The organism is Roseivirga sp. BDSF3-8, assembly GCF_041449215.1.
Classification (GTDB): Bacteria; Bacteroidota; Bacteroidia; order Cytophagales; family Cyclobacteriaceae; genus JBGNFV01.
Map to the genome: position 1 here is coordinate 3585749 of NZ_JBGNFV010000001.1, position 20736 is coordinate 3606484.

General features: G+C 44.7%; 17 protein-coding genes and 1 tRNA gene. 13 read left to right on the plus strand and 5 right to left on the minus strand.

The genetic code is table 11. The features are described 5' to 3' along the window. Positions 1-6 precede the first annotated feature (6 nt). The 7 genes from AB9P05_RS15200 (at position 7) to AB9P05_RS15230 (ending at position 9798) form a co-directional block, all read left to right on the plus strand. Positions 7-1491, plus strand: a complete 1485-nt coding sequence (locus tag AB9P05_RS15200; protein ID WP_371909683.1) for a tetratricopeptide repeat protein — start codon at positions 7-9, stop codon at positions 1489-1491. Between the two features lie 293 nt (positions 1492-1784). Continuing rightward, on the plus strand, positions 1785-2510 hold the full coding sequence (locus AB9P05_RS15205; RefSeq protein WP_371909684.1) for a toast rack family protein: 726 nt from the start codon (positions 1785-1787) through the stop codon (positions 2508-2510). Between the two features lie 22 nt (positions 2511-2532). After that, the gene (locus AB9P05_RS15210) at positions 2533-4884 is read left to right on the plus strand and encodes an ABC transporter permease (protein WP_371909685.1); all 2352 of its coding nucleotides are present in this window, start codon (positions 2533-2535) and stop codon (positions 4882-4884) included. Positions 4885-4901: 17 nt separating this feature from the next. Next, positions 4902-7310: an ABC transporter permease gene (locus AB9P05_RS15215; RefSeq protein WP_371909686.1), complete on the plus strand. Its 2409-nt coding sequence runs from the start codon at positions 4902-4904 to the stop codon at positions 7308-7310. A gap of 216 nt (positions 7311-7526) precedes the next feature. Next, complete coding sequence (locus tag AB9P05_RS15220; protein WP_371909687.1) at positions 7527-8216, plus strand: ABC transporter ATP-binding protein; 690 nt, start codon at positions 7527-7529, stop codon at positions 8214-8216. Between the two features lie 11 nt (positions 8217-8227). After that, positions 8228-9547, plus strand: coding sequence for a TolC family protein (locus AB9P05_RS15225; RefSeq protein WP_371909688.1), 1320 nt, complete (start codon positions 8228-8230; stop codon positions 9545-9547). A 92-nt stretch (positions 9548-9639) separates the two neighbouring features. Beyond that, a complete protein-coding gene (locus AB9P05_RS15230; RefSeq protein ID WP_371911361.1) occupies positions 9640-9798 on the plus strand; it encodes a transposase in 159 nt (52 codons plus the stop codon). A gap of 127 nt (positions 9799-9925) precedes the next feature. Here AB9P05_RS15230 and AB9P05_RS15235 read toward each other — a convergent pair whose 3' ends face one another. Next, entirely contained in the window at positions 9926-10771 is an 846-nt protein-coding gene (locus AB9P05_RS15235) for a hypothetical protein (protein WP_371909689.1), read from the minus strand. 285 nt (positions 10772-11056) lie between these two features. On the opposite strand from AB9P05_RS15235, the gene rpsA reads away from it, so the two are divergent. Together rpsA and AB9P05_RS15245 are read left to right on the plus strand one after the other, a co-directional pair. Beyond that, positions 11057-13057, plus strand: coding sequence for a 30S ribosomal protein S1 (gene rpsA / locus AB9P05_RS15240; RefSeq protein WP_371909690.1), 2001 nt, complete (start codon positions 11057-11059; stop codon positions 13055-13057). Positions 13058-13204: 147 nt separating this feature from the next. Continuing rightward, positions 13205-13275, plus strand: a tRNA-Cys gene (locus tag AB9P05_RS15245). 46 nt (positions 13276-13321) lie between these two features. On the opposite strand, the gene AB9P05_RS15250 is transcribed toward AB9P05_RS15245, so the two are convergent. The 3 genes from AB9P05_RS15250 to AB9P05_RS15260 all read right to left on the minus strand — a co-directional run bounded on the left by AB9P05_RS15250 (position 13322) and on the right by AB9P05_RS15260 (position 15838). After that, the gene (locus AB9P05_RS15250) at positions 13322-14878 is read right to left on the minus strand and encodes a helicase HerA-like domain-containing protein (protein ID WP_371909691.1); all 1557 of its coding nucleotides are present in this window, start codon (positions 14876-14878) and stop codon (positions 13322-13324) included. A gap of 68 nt (positions 14879-14946) precedes the next feature. Continuing rightward, complete coding sequence (locus AB9P05_RS15255; RefSeq protein ID WP_371909692.1) at positions 14947-15351, minus strand: DUF4332 domain-containing protein; 405 nt, start codon at positions 15349-15351, stop codon at positions 14947-14949. 28 nt (positions 15352-15379) lie between these two features. Beyond that, positions 15380-15838 carry a hypothetical protein gene (locus AB9P05_RS15260; protein ID WP_371909693.1) on the minus strand — a complete coding sequence of 153 codons (459 nt, stop codon included), beginning with the start codon at positions 15836-15838 and terminating at the stop codon, positions 15380-15382. A 226-nt stretch (positions 15839-16064) separates the two neighbouring features. Between AB9P05_RS15260 and AB9P05_RS15265 the strand changes: the two genes are divergently transcribed. The 3 genes from AB9P05_RS15265 (at position 16065) to tnpA (ending at position 17787) form a co-directional block, all read left to right on the plus strand. Next, the gene (locus AB9P05_RS15265; RefSeq protein WP_371909694.1) at positions 16065-16505 is read left to right on the plus strand and encodes an Hsp20/alpha crystallin family protein; all 441 of its coding nucleotides are present in this window, start codon (positions 16065-16067) and stop codon (positions 16503-16505) included. 99 nt (positions 16506-16604) lie between these two features. Further along, positions 16605-17066 (plus strand): hypothetical protein, encoded by a 462-nt coding sequence (locus AB9P05_RS15270; protein WP_371909695.1) that lies wholly within the window; start codon positions 16605-16607, stop codon positions 17064-17066. A gap of 274 nt (positions 17067-17340) precedes the next feature. After that, positions 17341-17787, plus strand: coding sequence for an IS200/IS605 family transposase (gene tnpA, locus AB9P05_RS15275; RefSeq protein ID WP_371906921.1), 447 nt, complete (start codon positions 17341-17343; stop codon positions 17785-17787). A 56-nt stretch (positions 17788-17843) separates the two neighbouring features. On the opposite strand, the gene AB9P05_RS15280 is transcribed toward tnpA, so the two are convergent. Continuing rightward, entirely contained in the window at positions 17844-19025 is a 1182-nt protein-coding gene (locus tag AB9P05_RS15280) for a glycosyltransferase family 2 protein (RefSeq protein WP_371909696.1), read from the minus strand. 243 nt (positions 19026-19268) lie between these two features. On the opposite strand from AB9P05_RS15280, the gene AB9P05_RS15285 reads away from it, so the two are divergent. Further along, positions 19269-20552 (plus strand): hypothetical protein, encoded by a 1284-nt coding sequence (locus AB9P05_RS15285; RefSeq protein WP_371909697.1) that lies wholly within the window; start codon positions 19269-19271, stop codon positions 20550-20552. The last annotated feature ends 184 nt before the right edge of the window (positions 20553-20736 follow it).

Sequence of the window (20736 nt, forward strand, 5' to 3'; positions counted from 1 at the left end):
TACTTTATGACAACCAGCAAAAAGATATGGTTGCTAGGTTTAGGTCTGTTTTTGGCGTCTCCTGCTATAGCTTCTGAGGAGGACGTGGTTACTGTCATTCAGTCTGGTAATAGAATGGATGACTATATAATGTCCGGCAATATAGAATACCTCAGGGATCAAAGTGATAAAGGTGGGACGGAGTCTAATCCGTCTGAATCCACGCACGAAAGTCCGGAGGTAAGTCGTCTGAAGCAAAAGATCGAATTCGCGCGTGAGCAGGAGGACCTGAAGGCTGAAGCTGATGCTTTATTGGCTCTCACCCAGCTTTACATGTCGGACGGATACCCTACAGGACCGGGGCTTCTGAGCCTTCAGCGCTACCATGAGGTCATGAAAGATATGGCTGATGAAATGGGTCTCGCTGTAGCTTATCGTAACTCGGGAGTGGTATTCTACCGTGAGGGTGACTTCGAACAGGCCTTGAATTATTACCTGAAGGCAACAGAGATATTCGAGTCTCTTAATCACAAGAAGGAGTCGGCAAATATGTATTATAATATCGGCCTGCTCTTTTCCAAACTGGGGAATGAACGCAACGCTCAGACTTATTATGTCAAATGCCTTCGAATACGGGAGGCTGCGGGCGATATGGCAGGTAAGGCTTCTGTATTTAAGGCCCTTGCCCTCTTACATAAACGTGCAGGCAGTATAGATATTAGCATTAGCTATTATGATAAACTTATTGCTACCTGCAGGGGTATGGATAATCCTTATAAGCTAGCTTCGGCCTACAACAATAAGGGGGTAGCCCTTAAAGAGGCCGCCAGGTACAGAGAGGCTGCCAGCTATTACCATCTTGCTCTAAAGCAACTGCAGGACAATAGTGAATCAGATAAAGAGGCTGCCCTTACCGCTTCTATTTATGAGAATATTGGCATTCTTCTAAGATATGATAACCGGCCGGATGAGGCTATGGTCTATTATAACCGGGCTCTTGAAGTCAGATCCAGTATGGACGATCAGGCAGCTATTTCTGATATCTATGCTAATATGGCTAACATCATGCAGGAGCGTAAGAAGCTGGATGAGGCCATTGCTCTTTATAAAAAGTGCGAGGAAATAGAATCTGATAGGGGAGACCGGCAAAGCCTTGTAGCCACCTATGGTCAGCTTGCCTCTTTGTATAAAGAAAAGAGTAACATTAAGCGGGCTCTGTACTATCAGGAAAAGTTTACTTCACTGCAGATGGCTCTTCTTGAAGAAAACAGAAATAATGAGCTTATCACCATGCAGCATCAGTATGAGCTGCAGAAAAAGAACCGGGAGATAAGCAGGCTTAATGCGGAAAATCAGATACAGCAGGCTGCTATCAAGCAAGAAAAGGACTTACGTACTACGTGGTTGTTTGGTACTTTGGGGGTGATCCTGCTCACACTACTAACGATTGCTGTTTTCCGGCACCGTACAGAAGTGAAGAAACTTAAAGCACTGGCGGGCATGAAGGGTTAGAATTTAATAAACAAAATTTGCATATTTGAGAAGCTATTCAACTGTGGGTAGCTTCTTTTTTATTTAAAAAGGCCAGTGGAAAAATGCTGTCCTGTTTGTGAACAGGAGTGTCCGGATTTGAACATTTGTGATAGGGGAATTTGCACTATGCTGGCTTTAAACCAAGATTTAGGGTTTGGCATAACATTCGTTTGATACCAGGAAAACATTCCTGAATGAGTATGCAAAAAAGATTATTTTATTCTCTAGGTGCTTTAGCGGTTATATGCTGTATAACTGGATGTGATATCCGGGTGGAACGGGATTGGGATAATGACAATAAGCCGGGCGACCTTGATGTATTTACACGCACTATATCATTATCGGATGATATTCAGACATTAAAGACGAATATTGAAATGGGTGCGGGAGTATTAACTGTGAATGGCACTGATGATTACGTTCTGGACAGCCGTTTTCAAGTTGATAAAAAGGACAATCTCTTTATCGACTATAATGAAGAGGGGGATAGAGGGGTTATTCAAATCCGGCATGAAAAGGATGTAGATATTCACTTTGGTGATAATGATATGCACGATGAATGGGATATTAAACTGAACAGGCGTATCCCTCAGGATGTGGATATCATGCTGGGTGCGGGTGAGAGTACACTCGACCTCTCGGATTTTAACCTGCGAAATGTGGATATTACGATGGGTGCAGGTGAAAATAATATCGACTTGAGAAACTCATCTCCTGAACGCCTTAAGATTGAAGCAGGGGTAGGTGATATCCAGCTGGATCTTACCGGTAAGTGGAAGAATGATTGCCGCATTGATGTATCCGGTGGTATCGGGCATCTTACGTTGATTCTTCCGGAAGATGCTGACATTGAACTAAAGGTAAATGGTGGCCTGGGTAATGTAGAGGCGCCCTCACTTGAAAGAAGGGGGCGAAAATATTACCAAAATGGAAACGGGCCTGAGCTTGATATAAAAGTGAATGCCGGTATAGGCTCTCTGGAAATCATTACCCGCTAACCCTCCGCAGTACCTTACACCGATGCTGAAAAATTACTTCAAAGTTGCTTACCGTAACCTTTTAAAATACAAAGGGTACGCGGCTATCAATATAGCGGGGCTAGCTATTGGGCTTGCCACCAGTATGTTGATATTTCTTTGGGTGGCAGATGAAGTAAGTTTTGATAATTTCCATGAGAAGGGTGACCGGTTGTACCGGGTAATGGAAGATCAGATTTATCCTGATCAGTTTTTTACCTTTCAGTCTACTCCCGGAGGGTTAGCTGAATTATTGGAAGAAGAAATTCCCGAGGTAAAGAATGCAACCAGAATTACCTGGAATAGTGAGGAACTGCTATCTGTGGGTGAGGTAGGCTTTTGGGATAACGGGTTCTATGCTGATCCTGATTTTCTGACTCTGTTTAGTTTTCCTGTGGTGGAGGGCTCAGCAGAATCGGCTTTGGCGGGGCGTCATGGAATGGTGATTACCAAAGAGCTGGCAGATAAGATGTTTCCCGACGAGGGGTCGGTATTAGGGAAAACCATCCGGGTAAATGAGACGGATGAATATAAGGTGACGGCGGTGGTGGAAACGCCTCCCGCCAATAGCTCTCTTACTTTCCAGTTTATCCTGCCTTTTGATGTATATCTGTCTGGCAATGATTGGTTGCTTGACCTGGGGAATAACGGTATACGAACCTTCGTACTTACCCACCAGGCCGGGCAGCTTGCGCAGATCAATGAAAAGATCCGCATGATCATTAAGGAGCACAATGAGGGCTCGGTGGTAGAGGTGTTCCTTCAGAGCGTTGAAGATATGTACTTGCACGATAAGTTCACCGAGACCATACGTGGCGGTGGCCGAATAGAATACGTGCAACTATTTACTATCATCGGACTGATCATTATCCTTATTGCCTGTATCAATTTCATGAATCTCTCGACAGCCAGATCGGCACGCCGGGCTCGTGAAGTGGGGGTGAGAAAGGTAGTAGGATCGACACGGGGAATGCTGATGGGACAGTTTTTGGGCGAGTCGTTTCTGATCGTACTAATAGCGACTTTTCTTGCCTTGGCAGGGGTATATTTTCTATTACCGTCGTTCAATGAGCTTACGGGTAAGGAGATAGGGCTGCCTCTGACGGATTTCCGTTTTTATCTGGCGCTTATACTTCTGGTTTCGGGTACATCCTTTTTTGCGGGTGCCTATCCTGCCTTTTTTCTGAGTCGTTTCAATATGATCAGTGTTATAAAAGGCAGTTTTCGTACGGGTAAAGGGGCTGCTTTTTTCAGAAAGGGGCTGGTTGTATTTCAGTTTGCTCTATCAATAGCTCTTATCGCGGGTACATTCGTGATCAGGCAGCAGGTGCAGTATATTAAGACAAAGAATATTGGCCTGGATCGTGAAAACGTGATTTACTTTATGGCCCCGGATGAGGTAAAAAACAGGTTCTCTACCTTTAGAGAAGAGGCGTTAACGATTGATGGGGTTGCCAATCTTGCGATGACGATGCACTTACCTACTAATGTGGGTAATAGTACACAGGGGGTAGATTGGCCTGGCAAAGATCCTGAATCGAATATTCTGTTCGATCATCTGGCAATAACCCCGGGTGCAGTGGAAACTTTCGGGATGACAATGAAGTATGGTCGCTCTTTTGATGATCGCCTTACGGATACAACAGCGATTATTCTGAATGAAGAGGCTGTAAACCGGATGAAGCTTGAGGATCCGGTAGGGGAGGTGATTTCTTTCTGGGGGGAGGATAGAACGGTTATTGGTATCGTAAATGATTTCCATAGCAATAGTCTTCATAGACCAATTGAGCCTCTTGTGCTTACCTATTTTCCGGATATGCCTTCTACAGTGGTTGCCAAAATATCCGGTGACCGTATGGAGAAGACTCTGGCAGAATTGGGTGATCTTCAGAAGAAATTTGAGCCGGCCTATCCATTTGACTATTATTTCCTGGACGAGAACTTTGAGAAGACTTACAAGAGTGAGACTCTTATAGGTACGCTGGTGAATTACTTCGCCTTCATGGCTATCTTCATTAGCGGGCTGGGGCTTTTTGCATTAGCCAGCTACACGGCAGAACAGCGAAGGAAAGAGATTGGTATCAGGAAGGTACTCGGAGCGGAAGTCGGGCAATTGGTTTACCTGATAGGGAGTCATTTTGCCCTGTTAGTTATCATAGCCTTTATAGTAGCGGTGCCGCTCACTTACAGCCTGTTGTCCGGGTGGCTGGAAAACTACGCATACCATGTTGAGCTTAACTGGCTCATTTTTGTCCTGGCGGGAGTGGCAGCTTTTATAGTAGCAGCCCTTACTGTCAGTTACCATTCGTATAAAGCAGCATCGGTAAATCCTGCCGATACGCTGCGGAATGAATAGAACCTAAAACTACTAACATGCTGAAAAACTTTATTACGGTCGCCTTCCGCAACCTGCGGAAGACGGCATTCTATTCCCTATTGAATATTATGGGCTTGAGCATAGGGCTCGCCAGCGGGCTTATTATCCTGCTATTTGTATATCAGGAGTTGAGCTACGACACCTTTCATAGTAAGCACGAACAAATTTACCGTATATGGCTGAATGGGAAGATGGCTGGCCAGGAGCTGGACGTGGCAGTGAGCTCACCACCAGTAGGGCCTACGGCTACGAATGAGTTGCCGGAGGTAAAATCCTTTGTTCGAATAAGGACTGTGGGGGAGGAAATGGTCCGGTTCGGTGACAAGGTCTATACTGAGAAGGATAATGTGATGATGGTGGACTCTTCTTTTTTTAGTGTATTTGATTTTCACCTTTTAAAAGGGGATGCCAACACGTGCCTGACAGAGCCTCAAACGGCGGTGATCAGCGAACGCCTGGCACAAAAGTACTTCGATAGCTATGATGTACTGGGTAAAACGCTTGTAGTAGGGGATTTTAATACATCTTATAAGATTACAGGACTGGTGGAAAACCCACCATCTAACAGTCATATCAATTTTGATCTGCTTTATTCTATGCCTGCCTCCATTCACGAAGAGGAAGGGAACTGGTTTAGTAATGGGTTGTATACATACCTGCTGGTAGAGAAGGGTACGGACCCGGCTGTACTGGATGAAAAACTTGGTCAAATGACTGAAAGACATCTGGGCCCTCTGGTAGAACAGGCATTTAATACTACAATGGAGGAGTTTAAGAAGTCGGGGAATAAATACGGCTATCACCCGCAGGCACTGGCGGCTATTCATTTAGATGACTTTATCAGTGATAATCCGGAAGTAGGTGGCAACAGGTCATATCTCTATATTTTTTCTGCAGTAGCGCTTTTCATTATCGCGATAGCGTGTATTAACTTCATGAATATGGCTACAGCCCGCTCAGCAGGTAGGGCAAAGGAGGTTGGTCTCAGAAAAACTCTCGGTGCTTTTCGTAGTCATTTGATCATACAGTTCATCGCGGAATCAGTCATTATCACCATCATAGCCACGTTTATAGCACTTATAATTACTTCTTTGTGCCTGGGCATGTTTAATGAAATATCAGGTAAGCAATTAGAGGTTAGCATGTTGATGCAGCCGGAGGTTATCGTAGGGATTGCTTTGCTGGTGATTTTGGTGGGGGTTTTTGCGGGGAGCTATCCGGCATTTTATTTATCCCATTTTAATCCGGCGGCTGTGCTCAAGGGACAGATTACTACCGGTATGCGGTCCAGGGGGATACGGAATGGACTGGTCGTTTTCCAGTTTTTTGTTTCCATTTTTCTCATTGTAAGTACATTGCTCATATACAGACAGGTAGAATATACAAGAGGCAGGGACATTGGTTTTGATAAGGAAAATCTGATCATTCTCTCGCAGGTGCATAGACTGGAGGGTAACAGGGTGGCCTTTAAAGAGGCAATAACTGGTTCTACCCATTTTTCAGAGGCTACTTATTCAAATAATGCGCTGCCTGAGATCCGGAATAAATCTATTTTCAGGAAGGAAGGGGTAATGGAAGACCATATTGTAGCCGTGTACAGTGTGGATTATGATTATCTTGAGACGATGGACATGCGGCTGGTAGAAGGGCGCAATTTCAGCAGGGATTTTGCTACTGATACGGCTGCGATTATCTTAAACCAGGCGGCAGTGAAGGAGTTTGGCCTTAGTGATCCTCTGAGCGAACATATTATCTCATTTGAGGGTGAATCTCCTACACCGATGAAGGTTATCGCAGTAGTAGAGGACTTTAACTTTGAGACGCTAAAGCAGCCTGCTACTCCCTTATTACTCAGGTTAAATGAAGCAGGCAGTTTTCTGGCGGTAAGGATACCTGCCGGCGATCCGGCCCCGCATCTGGCAGAGCTGCGCAGGCTTTGGGGGGAGTATGCTGGTGACGAGCCTTTTTCTTACCGCTTCGTGGATGATGAATATGCACGCCTCTTTGATGCGGAAGAACGTATGGGAACCATCTTTACGATCTTTAGTATTCTGGCAGTGGTAATTGCCAGCATAGGCCTTTTTGGGCTTGCAGCATTCACCGCTGAGAGAAGAACCCGTGAGGTGGGGATCCGCAAGGTATTAGGTGCCAGTGTTTCACAATTGGTTTTACTACTGAGTAAAGACTTTGCGATTCTGGTAGCTATAGCTTTCGCTATTTCTATTCCGGTGGTCTATTATGTTATGGGCCAATGGCTCATGGGCTTCGCATACCGGATAGATATTGGCTGGTGGGTATTTGTATTGGCTGGTTTAATGGCTTTCCTCATCGCCTTCACTACGGTAAGCTTTCAGTCCTTTAAAGCTGCCAGGTCAAATCCGGTGAATTCTCTGAAAAGCGAATGATATTTCGTGGTATACCGGGTACCGGTCTCTCTGCCGGTACCCTTTTTGCATTCCAAATTGAACGTATCCCAAGGATCTGAAACAGGTGTCTGATATCGGACACTCTTTGCGCGCTGGTGAACGGCAACTAACCTCAAAACCCTCCCTGAGTTGATTTTAGTCCATATTTATGCTTTGGCATATTTATTGGCTAAGGGTTGGAAACAAAAACCAATTATGATCAGGTTACGGAAACTTGACAAGTATGTGGAATCCCGGTTTCAGCGGACATTCATTCTGAAAGATATCAATTTGGATATCGATCAGGGTGATTTTATGACGATCATGGGACCAAGTGGGGCAGGTAAGTCCACCTTGCTGAATATAATAGGTTTACTCGATCAGCCCTCTGCCGGCGAATATTACTTTATCAATGATGAGGTGAGCCGTCTGAAAGAAAGAAAGCGCAGTGATATTCATAAGCATCATATCGGCTTTGTATTTCAGGCATACCATCTGATTGATGAGCTTACGGTGTATGAAAACATTGAGACACCTCTGATCTACAAGGGAGTGAAAAGTAAGGAACGGAAAAGCATGGTGGCTGATATGCTGGATCGTTTTAATATCGTTGCCAAAAAGGATCTTTTCCCGGAACAGTTAAGCGGGGGACAACAACAGGTGGTTGGTGTGGCCCGTGCCATTATCGGACAGCCCAAGCTACTTCTGGCTGATGAACCAACGGGTAATCTGCATTCTGAGCAAGGGAACATGGTCATGGAGCTGTTTCGTGACCTGAATAAACAGGGAATGACCATCATACAGGTGACTCACTCCGAGCATAATGCCTCCTTCGGTAACCGTACGATCGAGTTGGTAGATGGGATGCTGACAGAAAACCAAGAGTCAAAAGAAATTCGAGCCTGAAACAAATTATCATGAAATCAATCTATTTTACCCTAGCCATTATTCTTTTCACTGCATTTACTACCACAGCGCAGGAGAAGATTTTGTCTTATGATGAGGCCATTGATATGGCTATGAACCAGAACCTCACACTTAAGAGGGAAAGAAATAATTTGATACTGAGCCGCGCTGAACAACGACAGGCCTACCTGGATCTGATTCCTGACGTAAACGGAAGTGTGAGTGGGAGCCGTTTTAATGGTAACCAGTTTATCCAGGAGATAGACTTGCTGGTAAACCAAACGGTGTGGAATGCCGGTGCCAGAGTAGGAGCAGAGGCTACTCTGTTTAACGGAATGCGCCAGTTAAATTCTATTCACAGAGGTAATACTCTAAGACGAGCACAGGATGAACTGGTAGAATGGACGGCGCAGGATGTGATATACAATGTGTCTATTCAGTATATGCAGGTATTACTTGATAAGCAGCTTCTTGTGATTGCCAAAGAAAACCTGGAGGCTCAAAAGAACCAGGCGGAGAGGATAAAGGGACTGGTAGAAGCGGGCGCGAGACCAATAGTGGATCAATATAACCAGGAAGCAGAGGTTGGACGTGTGCAGGTTGAGGTAGTGCGCGGAGAAGCTCAACTGGAGAATGACAAGGCCATATTGGGGCAGCTCCTTATGCTGAATCCCTCTGTGGAGTTTGACGTGGTTAATCCGGAAATGCCGGTCAATATTACTCTGTATGAGAATACCACCATAGACGAATTGTACGAAATGGCCCTGGCTAACAGGAGTGACCTGAAAAACCTTGCTCTATTAGAGGAAGGAGCGAGGTATCAGGCTAAGATCGCAAAAGGTAGCCTGTACCCTAGCCTTTTCCTTGGCTGGGCAGCCCAGACGTCTTATACGGACGCTTCTCCTATTGGCTGGGAAGATCAGCTTAAAGAAAACAACCTTCAGAACCAGGCATATCTGAGCTTATCGATTCCTGTTTTTAACGGATGGAGGGCACGTACTGATGTTGCGAGGGCCAGGGTTCAGCAGGAAAATACGATGATAGACTATCAGCTTCAGAAAAGACAGGTGTTTACGGATCTACAGCAGACATATCTGGACTATGCTGAGGCTCTCGCTACCTTTAATCTTAGCGAGCAGCGTGTAATTGCTACTCAGTTAGCTTTTGATGCGCAGCAGGAACGTTATAAGCTTGGAACGGCGACTTATGTGGAATTTACAGAAGCAAACCGGGCGCTTGCAGAGGCGAAAGCTAATCTTGCCCAGGCTGAAATTACGTTGCGCTTTCAGGAAATTGTACTTGATTACCAAACGGGAAATCTTGCAAACTAATATCACTTGAACCACTAAACCACGTACGAAAAATCCCCGCCGGCCTTGCCGGACGGGGATTTTTGTTTTGATGACCGGATCAAAGAGACTGTATACGCACCCTATGTGAGTATAAAGAGGTGAAAGTTGAGGAGTTGAATATACAGCCGGACCACCGCTGTTTGGTTTGCAGTCTCACATTGAAGGTAAGTATATCAGATTTCAAGGGGATATTGAAGGGCAAGACAGCTATTATGGTGTGTAAGAATTAAAAGAGTTTACGATGAAAGCCCTATTGGGACAATCATTTGGGGTGTCGCGGCTATTTGAAGAAGGGGGTATGGTACCGGTATTAATAACTCACTATCCCCTTTTTGGGTGGTTTATTTGAGGTAAGGATCAGCTACCTGAAGGCATAGGGTCTTCTTTGGCATTGTCTGGTTTACTAAACAGGCTGTCTGCGGGGTCTGTAAATGCCAGATTCTCGAGAATTACATAGCCAATGGAGTCCCCATGAAGCCCTTTCTCTTCAGACCAGTTGTAAAAAGTCCATTCAGTTGATAGCATCGTCCCTTCCACTTCTTCGTAATTGTCGTATACTATAATGTGTGGCTCTTCATTAGCTTTCTCCAAAGGTGTTGCATAGGTGACCACATATGCCATAGCCTTAAGTTTATCGCTTTCAGGGTCTTTATAAATCACATACCAGTCGTCGGGAGAGTCACCGATACCCTTCTTAAAGGTGAGTTTATGACGATTATATTCCTGCCCCATTAATTCTTCTTCCTCCATTTCCTGCCATAATGTGCCGGGGTCGCGGAATTTCATGGGTGCGGCGAGGAAATAGGGCCAGGTGCGAAGGTGAAAGCGTGCACCGCTGAAGGAGGATGTATCGGGGCTGACCCATGCTTTTTGACCATCCCATACCAGGCGGGTGCCATCCTCCAGTTCTATGCGGACCCGGCCTACACTCGTCTCAGCCACCATACTACCATTCAGACGCTCATTCCCACTAAATACGACACGAATATCTGCTTTAATGGCTTTTTTATTCTTCCATCTCTCTAGTCCATGCGCTGTGCCTATAGCATTCGCAAAAGCGGCTTTGTTGGATTTGGATGTGTCTGGTGATACGGCCTCTTCAGGGGTAGTGTGCGAGGGTGCCTGGTTTTCAGAAGAACTTCTTTCACATGCCATTGTCAGGCATAGGATATACAATAGGAGTATGTGCCGTAGAGTACTCATATATGAATAATAGTGGTGTTAAAAGATGCGTGTAAATATGAACGTTATTATCTGTATTCTGTTAGTTAAGTTACAGCTAATGACCTTTATGTCGTTAGGCAGTCACCTGGCTCCGCAGTATCCTATCTTTTCACTGCCGGAATTTCAATTAAGCTTTAAATTTGCTATTTTTGCGCTCCTCTTGGAAAATGTCTTTTTTTCAGGGGGTATATATTTATTTTAAATCAAATCCCCGGTTTAATGCCCTGGAAACCGGCGGTGTACAAAAGGGCTTTATTATTTCTTATGGCTAATTCTCAGCAAGAGCAAGAATTCAATTGGGATGATCTCGAATCGAAAGGTTTCGGCGAGGGCTATTCCAAGGAAGATCGTCAGAAAATGGCGGAAATGTATGACGACACCCTCACTCAGGTTAATGAAAACGAAGTGGTGGAGGGTACCGTTGTAGGGATTAACAGCCGCGATGTAATTCTTAACATCGGGTTCAAATCCGACGGTTTGGTTTCTGCCTCCGAATTCCGTGACACACCTGATCTTAAGATCGGTGACACTGTAGAAGTTTATGTAGAAGAGCAGGAAAACTCTCTCGGACAGCTTGTGCTATCTCGCCGCAAGGCTAAGATCGTTAAGGCATGGGAGAAAATCACTAGCGCTCTGGAAAACGACGAGGTTATCGAAGGTACTGTTAAACGCCGTACTAAAGGTGGTCTTATCGTTGACATTTACGGTGTGGAAGCATTCCTTCCTGGTTCACAGATCGACGTAAAGCCTATACGCGACTTCGATCAGTATGTGGGCAAGAAGATGGAAGTGAAAGTTGTGAAGATCAACTACGCCAACGACAACGTAGTAGTATCTCACAAAGTCCTAATCGAGAAAGACCTCGAAAAGCAGAAAGCCGAAATCCTCAACAACCTGGAAAGAGGCCAGGTACTGGAGGGCGTTATCAAGAACATGACGAACTTCGGTGTGTTCATCGACCTTGGTGGCGTGGACGGTCTGCTTCACATTACAGATATTTCATGGGGACGTATCAATCATCCCGAAGAAGTGCTTAACCTCGATCAGAAAGTCAACATTGTTGTGCTTGACTTTGATGACGACAAGAAGCGTATCTCTCTGGGCATGAAGCAGCTTACTCCTCATCCTTGGGATTCACTTGGTGAAGAGATGCAAGTTGGTTCCAAAGTGAAAGGACGTATCGTGAACGTTGCCGATTACGGTGCATTCCTCGAGATCATGCCAGGCGTGGAAGGACTTATTCACGTAAGCGAAATGAGCTGGTCTCAGCACCTCAGAAATCCTCAGGATTTCATCAGCATCGGAGACGAGCTGGAGGCTGTTGTTCTTACTCTGGATCGCGATGATCGTAAGATGTCTCTGGGTATCAAGCAGCTTACTGAAGATCCCTGGACTAAAGAGGACGTGCTTACTAAATATGCTGTTGGTACACGCCACACAGGTATTGTACGTAATCTTACTAACTTCGGCCTGTTCATCGAGCTTGAAGAAGGTATCGACGGCCTGGTACACGTATCAGACCTAAGCTGGACTAAGAAGATCAAGCACCCTAGTGAATTCACTAAAGTAGGTGAAGAGCTGGAAGTACAGGTACTTGAGCTTGACGTTGATAATCGTCGTCTGGCCCTTGGTCACAAGCAGCTTGAGGAGAACCCTTGGGACACATTCGAGTCAGTATTCCCTGTTGGTTCAGTACACAAGGCTACTGTTCTTGGACGCAATGATAAAGGGGCTACGCTTGAGCTTCCTTATGGTATTGAAGGATTCGCTCCTGCTAAAACTCTCAGCAAAGAGGACGGTGGCAACATCGAAGCTGGCGAGACTCTTGATTTCCGTGTAATTGAGTTCTCTAAAGACGATCGTCGTATTGTACTGTCTCACTCGGCTGTATACAACGAGGATGAAGTAGTGAAGCCTTCTGCGAAGAAGAAAGCTTCCGGTGGCAGCAAGAAAAAAGGCAAAGGTGGAGACAAGGCAGCCGAAGGCGAGAAGTCTACACTTGGTGACCTTACTGCTCTTGCTCAGCTTAAAGAGCAAATGCAGGGCGGCGGAAGCAGCAAGCCTGAAGCTCAGGAATCCGGTACTACTCCCGAGGCTGACAAAACCGAAAAGGTGAAGTCAGAAGCTCGTGACATGGACAAGGACCAGATAGAAGCGGAAGCTAAAACTGAAGAAGCCTCTACTACTCAGGACGTTGAAACTGCAAAGGAAAACGTAGAGAAGGCTGAGGACAAAACAGAAGACGATTCAGAGGATAAAAAGTAATCTTCTGATAGACTGATATTTGCAAAAAGGCGCCTGAGGCGCCTTTTTGTTTTCTGCACTGAGTTGAAAATTATTCTGAAAAATTATCCTGCAGGATTTGATGGGAAGGGCATAAATACATACATTTGCAATCCCCTACAGAAAAAGGGTCGTGTGGCCGAGTGGCTAGGCAGAGCTCTGCAAAAGCTCGTACAGCGGTTCGAATCCGCTCGCGACCTCTGAAAAGCCCGGTTTTTACCGGGCTTTTTTCATTTCTACGCTTTGTTATCGTTTTTTTACCCCGAGTACGCCCAGTAGTCCCCTGGCGAGTTCCCGCATAACGGTTCTGCCTAGTTGCCTTACCATTGTATTTTTGCTCAGGCTTTCCATCCAATTAGATTCTGACCGGCTACTTCTTTTTCCTCCGTTATGGGGCTGTCGGGCATCCTGCCATTGCTGATCCATTTTTTCCTTGTGTGCCTCAGCCGCAGCAACTTCCAGCTTCTTTTTCAGGATTTCGTGAGCGCTTTCTCTGTCAATGTCTTTTTCATATTTTACAAGCAGCTTGCTTTGCCCTTCTATTTCCTTCACTTCACCCGGAGAAAGGGCATCCATACGGCTTGCCGGGGCGCGAAGCATGGTTGCGGCCAGGGGAGAAGGTCTGCCTTTTTCGTCGAGGGCTGTTACCAGTGCCTCTCCAATGCCCATGCTTGTAAGGAGGGTAGCGGTGTCATAATGATCGGAAAGGGGAAAGTTCTCTGCTGATTTTTTTATGGATTTACGGTCTTTTGCTGTAAAGGCCCTGAGGGCATGTTGTACCTTAAGGCCTAACTGTCCCAGTACTTCGTCGGGGATGTCATCGGGGCTTTGTGTACAGAAGAATATACCTACTCCCTTGGATCTGATAAGCTTGATGATGGACTGAAGTTGCTGCAATAGTGCTTTACTGCTTTCGGAAAAGACCAAATGAGCTTCATCAATGAAAAGACATAGCTTTGGTTTATCAAGGTCGCCCTCCTCAGGAAAGGTACTGTACACTTCGGCAAACAGGCTAAGCATAAAGGTAGAGAAGAGCTTGGGCCTGTCCTGCAGGTCTGTCAGCCGCAGTACATTGATAACGCCCATGCCTTCCGGGTTTTTCCGGCACAGGTCTTCCGGATCAAATGAAGGCTCACCGAAGAACCGATCTGCCTTTTGCTGCTCCAGTTCTATAATTTTTCTTAGAATGGCAGATGCAGTGGATGCGGCTATACGGCCATATTCTTTTTTGAAATCTTCATTGCCATTATGTGTTATGTATTTCAAAACTTCCTTTACATCGTCGAGATCAATTAAAGGCCACTGATTATCATCACAGTATTTAAATAGTAGGGCCATGACTCCGGACTGTGTATCATTCAGGTCCAGTATTTTACTGAATAGTATGGGGCCAAACTCTGAAACTGTAGCTCTGAGCCGGATACCTGGTTCTTCTGAAAGAGAGAGGAACTCTACCGGGTAGGCGGTGGGGGTAAAGGTTAGGCCGAGCTTACTATTCCGTCCCTCCAGTTTTGGGTTGGGTTCAGCAGCCTTGGCCAGCCCGCTCAGGTCCCCCTTAAGGTCCATTAGCAAAGAGGGGACACCGGCACGACTAAGCTGTTCTGCAATGACTTGAAGGGTTTTGGTCTTTCCGGTTCCGGTAGCACCGGCAATTAGTCCATGACGGTTCATTGTTTTTAGAGCAAGGTGAATTTGCGTGTCTTCCAATGGCTGGCTATCGTAAAGGGCCGCGCCTAATACAATGGTTTCTCCCTTGTGTGCATAGCCGGAAGATATTTCCTGTTTGAAAGTTTCCTGAGACATGAGGCCTTAATGTGGTGTATAAAAAAAGGAGGCCTTTGCCTCCTCTGTTGCTTTATAGAGGGCTGTTTTTAGTGACTCACCATTGGTTCAAGCTCCTTTGCATGGTTTACAAAGCCTTGCACCTGTGATTCTGAAGGTATTTGGCGAACTAGTTTCTTTTGCTCATTAACCTCTGCCATTTTTTTGTGAAGATTGGCTGCTACCCGGTTACGCAGTTCTTTCACTGTGTCTACCCCGGCAGCCTCCAGCAATTCGGATATCTCCTCGCCTACGCCTTTTATTCTGAATAAATCTGCCATGTTAACAAACTTGAGGATTCTCTTCTCCTCAATACCGGTTTCTTCGGCTAGTTTTTTTCTTCCGGGCTTAGTACCTCCGGCCTTGAGAAGACCTTCCGTAGTTTTTATACCGGCCGCATTCAGCTTTTCAGTCAGGGCGGGTCCGATGCCCTCTATACTACTTATTGAAGCCATAAAGATTATTATAAGATTGATAACTAGATTACTTTCCGAATAAGCCACCGAGCATATTGCCGGCATTGCCTTTTAAGGCAGAGAAGATAGCCTCTGAGCCCATTCCTTTAAAGATTTCCATAAGGCCATCAGCCCCTGACTTGTCAGACTGCTGAAATTTGGCGCTAATGGTATTGATGAGAGTGGGAACGACTGTCTTGCTTATGGTAGCGGCCATGCTGTCAGGAAGGTTTAGATATGAGACGAGTTTGTTAGCTAACAAATTGCCTATTTTCTTTACGATAGGGTTATTAGCCATATCCGATTTACCTCCGAACAAGCTTAAGAGGCCGTCAAGGTTACCCCCGCTTGCTTCAACTTTTACAACTTCCTGTACGGATTTGCCGGCAAGCTCCACTGCTTTGTCCCGCTGACTTTGGTTTAGCCCCTGTTCACTTAGTTTGTCTCCAATAGATTCTTTTACCTGGGTTAAGATTTGATCCAGCATGACTTGGTAGGTTTAATGGTTGTTACGCGCTAATTAATTTATAAAAAAAATCAAAACACATCATTAACCTTACGTAATTATTACATCCTAATGGAAGGTAAGTGCACTGACTAAGTGGCAGCCCCTATGGGGCTTAGGGTGTCTAAATGGCAGTTTGTTATATATATTTAGCTGTAAATCAGATCATTGAAATTTTTGGTATGTACTTTGCTTTTATATGTTCGATATGAATAGAGAAGCGAATATGAACATACTTTCAAATAAAGATATACTTAGTCAGATTGCCGATTTCACTGATTTCTCGAACACTATAGGCGGTGGTCGTGTAGGTGTGAAATTTCAGGTGACGGAATACGATGAGTACAAGCATATCGAAGTTAAGGCTCCCTCTGTGTCTGCTGAAAATATGAAGGTGAATATTGAGGACGGAGCATTAATTATTGCGGCTACGCTTTCATTTAATAGAGAAGGTGAGGAAAACGGTGAGTTTTTCACAAAGGAGGCTAAGGTGCCGTACTTTTTTCGGGTAATTCCTTTAGATCAAAATATTGATACCGGTGATATCCAGGCTGTACATGAAGGAGATACACTCCATATAAAGCTTACTTACAAAAACGAAAAGAGGAAAACCTGGAGAAGCATACCTATTAGAAAGCTTGATGCTTAACATGCTATATAAGTCCGGAATTTAATTTTAGAAGCCCCTGTAAGTCAGGGGCTTTACTTTTTTATGGAAAATAAGTAGATTGATCTTTCAACTATCGCTATGAGTGACCTATACAGTATTTCCCATAATCCCGGTCAGGCAGATTTTACTGTTGAAGTTATTCCGGACCTGCAGGCCTCCCTACATTTTCGTTGGCGGGGCTTTTTAGCGGGAGAAAGCTACCGTCATGCTCTCAGAAAGCTTTTGGAGGCTATTCTAAAGCATAATATATTGTATGTCCTGCACGACTACAGTCATATTCGTGTTATTCACCCGAGTGACCAGTTATGGTTTAAAAATGAGTTTATTCCGCTCCTGAATCAGTCTTCGATCAGGCATTCCTTTATGGTGAGGCCTAAGGATGAGATGGCCGATGTCTGTATCATGTGCATGGGGAGGAAGTCGGACCTACTAATTGCGCATCCTATTAAAATATTCGGTGATTACCGGTCTGCGTTTAATGCTCTTAAAAATGAGGCCAGGATTATTCAGGGGGTAAACGGAAAGGTTAGGAAAAAATAAGTATAAGTGGCTGTAAATAAGCTGTATGTGTTGCGAATTCTGTGTCTTTTATGTATATTGATACATACCTTAAGAGATTTGATCTCTACCGGTAATTCGGTGGTTTCAGTGTCAATTAGTTCTTTGAGGAGGCGTAGTCTGCCTCGAAGAGTTAGGTAAATTGAACCAACCCAAAAGGCGAGATAGACTCGCCTTTTTTTATTAATCGAATTAAAACCACCGTCTTAGACGGTGGTCATGTTTGAGGGCTATGCCAGTAGGGGTATATTGTGGAATGAGCAAGTATCGTAAGCTATCGCATAGCTTTTACTATTGTGTCTATCATGTAGTATGGACCCCGAAGTACCGCCACCGTATACTTCGTGATATTGTTGCAGATACGTTGGAGAATAAGATAAAGACGATATGTGAATGGAAGGAGGTCAAGGTAGAAGAGTTGAACATTCAGCCAGATCACGTTCATTTGGTATGTAGTATACCTCCGAAACTTAGTGTATCAGACTTCATGGGTATTCTCAAGGGTAAGACAGCGATCATGATGTTTAAGAACTTCAAGAGTCTTCGCAGAAAACCCTATTGGGGCAATCATTTTTGGTCACGAGGCTATTTTGTAAGTACGGTAGGCATAGATGAAGAAAAGATAAAGCGGTATGTTAAGTATCAGGAGAAGGAAGATAAGAAAGAGGATGGGGATATAGATATCCCGCTATTCGATAACTGACTATCCCCCTTTGGGGGTAATAACCATTGAAAACCCCCTCCTTTGGTGGGGGTAATTTATTTCCTTTTAGCCCTTTCCCATACCACGGACTGGCTTCCTTTCATATAGCGCCAGAAACCAGCGTAAACAGCATAGTTCATGATGAAGAAATAGTAGGGTATGAAAAAGGCCTTAAACTTAAGTTGTCTTTGTTCTAATAAATAACCAATGAGGGCTGCTATGTAAAAGCCAAATTGTAGCACCAGTAGTATCTTATATATGCCTCCGGGAGATACTGCCAGTACAATATTTGCAGCCATCAGAATAGCGAGGCATAAAGGTGCAATAGTCCAGCGAAGGACCCTGTGAGATACATATTGCCAGCTAAGGGTGCCGTATTTAAACAGGTTAAGAAGGGGGGCGAGCCTAACGATTGCCTGAATACCCCCCGCGGCAATTCTTACTTTTCTCTTAAGTTCTTCTTTCACATTAGCAGAAGGCCCCTCTACCGCGTATGCTTCCGGCTCGTATACTACCTTGTACCCTTTCTTTGCTATGCGCAGTGTCATGAAAAAGTCCTCAATAACGGTGTCTTTCGGCACCTCCTCATATAATTCAGTGCGTATCGAAAATAACTCACCAGCTGCCCCTACCACAGAATATAGCTCACTGTCCCAGCGCTTAAGGGCTGACTCATATTTCCAGTAGAAACCTTCTCCTGCGCCACTGGCTGAGTCGGAATTGCCGGAGGTTACTCTTTTCTCTCCGGCTACGGCGCCCACTTTAGGGTTTTCATAATGCCTTACAATATTCTTGGCAGCCTGAGGGTTGAGCATTGTATTAGCATCTGTGTAAATTACCAAAGGTGTTTCAACGTATGCCATTGCTCGTTCCACAGCGGCAATCTTGCCCCTGCGTGAATCTTCGTGTAAGAGTGTGATCTCATTATAAGCTCTGATTCGCTCTGTGGTGCTATCGGTAGAGCCATCCGTGACGAAAATGAATTTGAGCTTGTTGGAAGGGTAGTCGAGATTCAGGCTGTTCCTGATCTTTTCATCAATGAAATCTTCCTCGTTATAGGCTGCGACCATTAGGGTGACCTCTGGTAGATGAGGGTCCTCGGGCATAGCAGGCAGAGCCGGGTTTTTACCAAATAACCGTCTCAGGCGGATGATTATATAAAGGAAGATACCGTAGCCCACATAAGCGTAAAAAACTATGAATAGTGCGAGCCAAAAAATTAATTCTATTACTGTCATCTATCCTTGGGATATGAAAATTTTTTAGTAAAATTAAAAGAAAAATTTTAAACAAAATACTACGTTTGTGATTAATGGCTAAGATTGGTAAAGAATTCTGCCTGGATATTGTTACCAAAAAGATAATTATTAGCGCAACCGGACGTTTATTCGTCGAAAAATGGCAGTTTTGTAAACAAAGTGCTGCGGCACAATTTTTTTATTTACGACGCAGGTAATATCGGCATTTTCTGTCAGATCAATATGCGAAAGATTTTTTGTTTATATATTCTTATCATTACCTCACTTGCTCCTGTGAAGGTATATGGGCAAGGGGTGAGATTTAGTGAGCCTGAGCGTCTTGATAAAAATATCAATTCACAGTATGAGGAGGTTATGGCTCTCCCCAGCGCTGACGGAAAAACCCTGTATTTTAGCCGGTTTTATGATCCCAGAAATATGGGAGGAAGGCAGTCCGGAGCTGATATTTACATGAGCAGACAGGATGCAGGGCGATGGATGACCGCAACGAATAATCTGACTCGTATTAATAATAACTATAATAACGCCATAGTAGGCATTAGCCGGGATGAGCGTAAGCTGTTTTTGATTAATAACTACGGTGGCCGTGCCAAAAATCGAAGTGGCGTAGCTGAGTCTATCGGTATTTTATCCAGATGGAGTATTCCGGTGGACATGGAAATTCCCGGAACTGAGAGTCAGACCTTTCATGGTTATTACATGCACCCTGATGGAAAGATTCTTGTTATCAGTATGGATGGTCCTGAATCTCAGGGGGAGGAGGATTTGTATGTTAGCCTTAAGAATGAAAACGGGGAGTGGTCGGAACCCCTACACATGGGTTCTACAATAAACTCGAACCGTTTTGACATATCTCCATTCTTAAGTGAAGATGGTAAAAGGTTGTTTTTTGCCAGCGCCAGACCAGGGGGCTATGGTGATTCTGATCTGTATGTGTCCGAACGGCTTTATGGCACCTGGAATGTATGGTCACAGCCGGTAAATCTGGGACGTACAGTGAATAGTGAGTATTTCGATGCCTACCCGGGTCTGTCAACTGATGGTACGCTCTATTTTTCTAGTAACCGTGGAGGTGAGTTGTCAGATATATATAAGACAAAACTACAGAACGGTACGTATGAGCAGTTGGCGAGTAGCGGTGCTGTAACATCCGGTGGCGAAAGTTTTGCCGTAGGAGTAGACAGTGAACTGTCTGACGATGAGTTGGAGGGTATTTTTGGGATGTCTATTCCAAGTTATCTGGAATATGACCGAAATAAGCGCGCTATAACGGCGGGGAGCCGCGAACTGATCTGGTTTGTTGCTAATGAGCTGGAGAGCCACCCTGAAGTAGGCGTGATTATCTATGCGAATGAAAGAGACCAGGAAGAAGCAGAAGCTATGCGGGAGTACTTTATCAGCAGTGGACTGGTGCCGGAGCGGATTGCTGTAAAACGCCAGGGTGAAGGGAAAGAAAGTGAGATCAGCAATGGGGTAAAATCCATAGAATTTGCCTTTCTGAAATAGCTGGAAATTAAGATTTTCGCTTAATGGGCATGAAAGTGAATTTAATTCGATTTTTTGTTGAAATAATATAATTCTTTGATCGGAAATATGGTAAATTTGCCGATTACGTTGTTTAAATTAGAACTTCCCGGTAATGTGTTCATGTCACCGGGCTATTTTTCAATAATCTTTTAATACCGGAGGA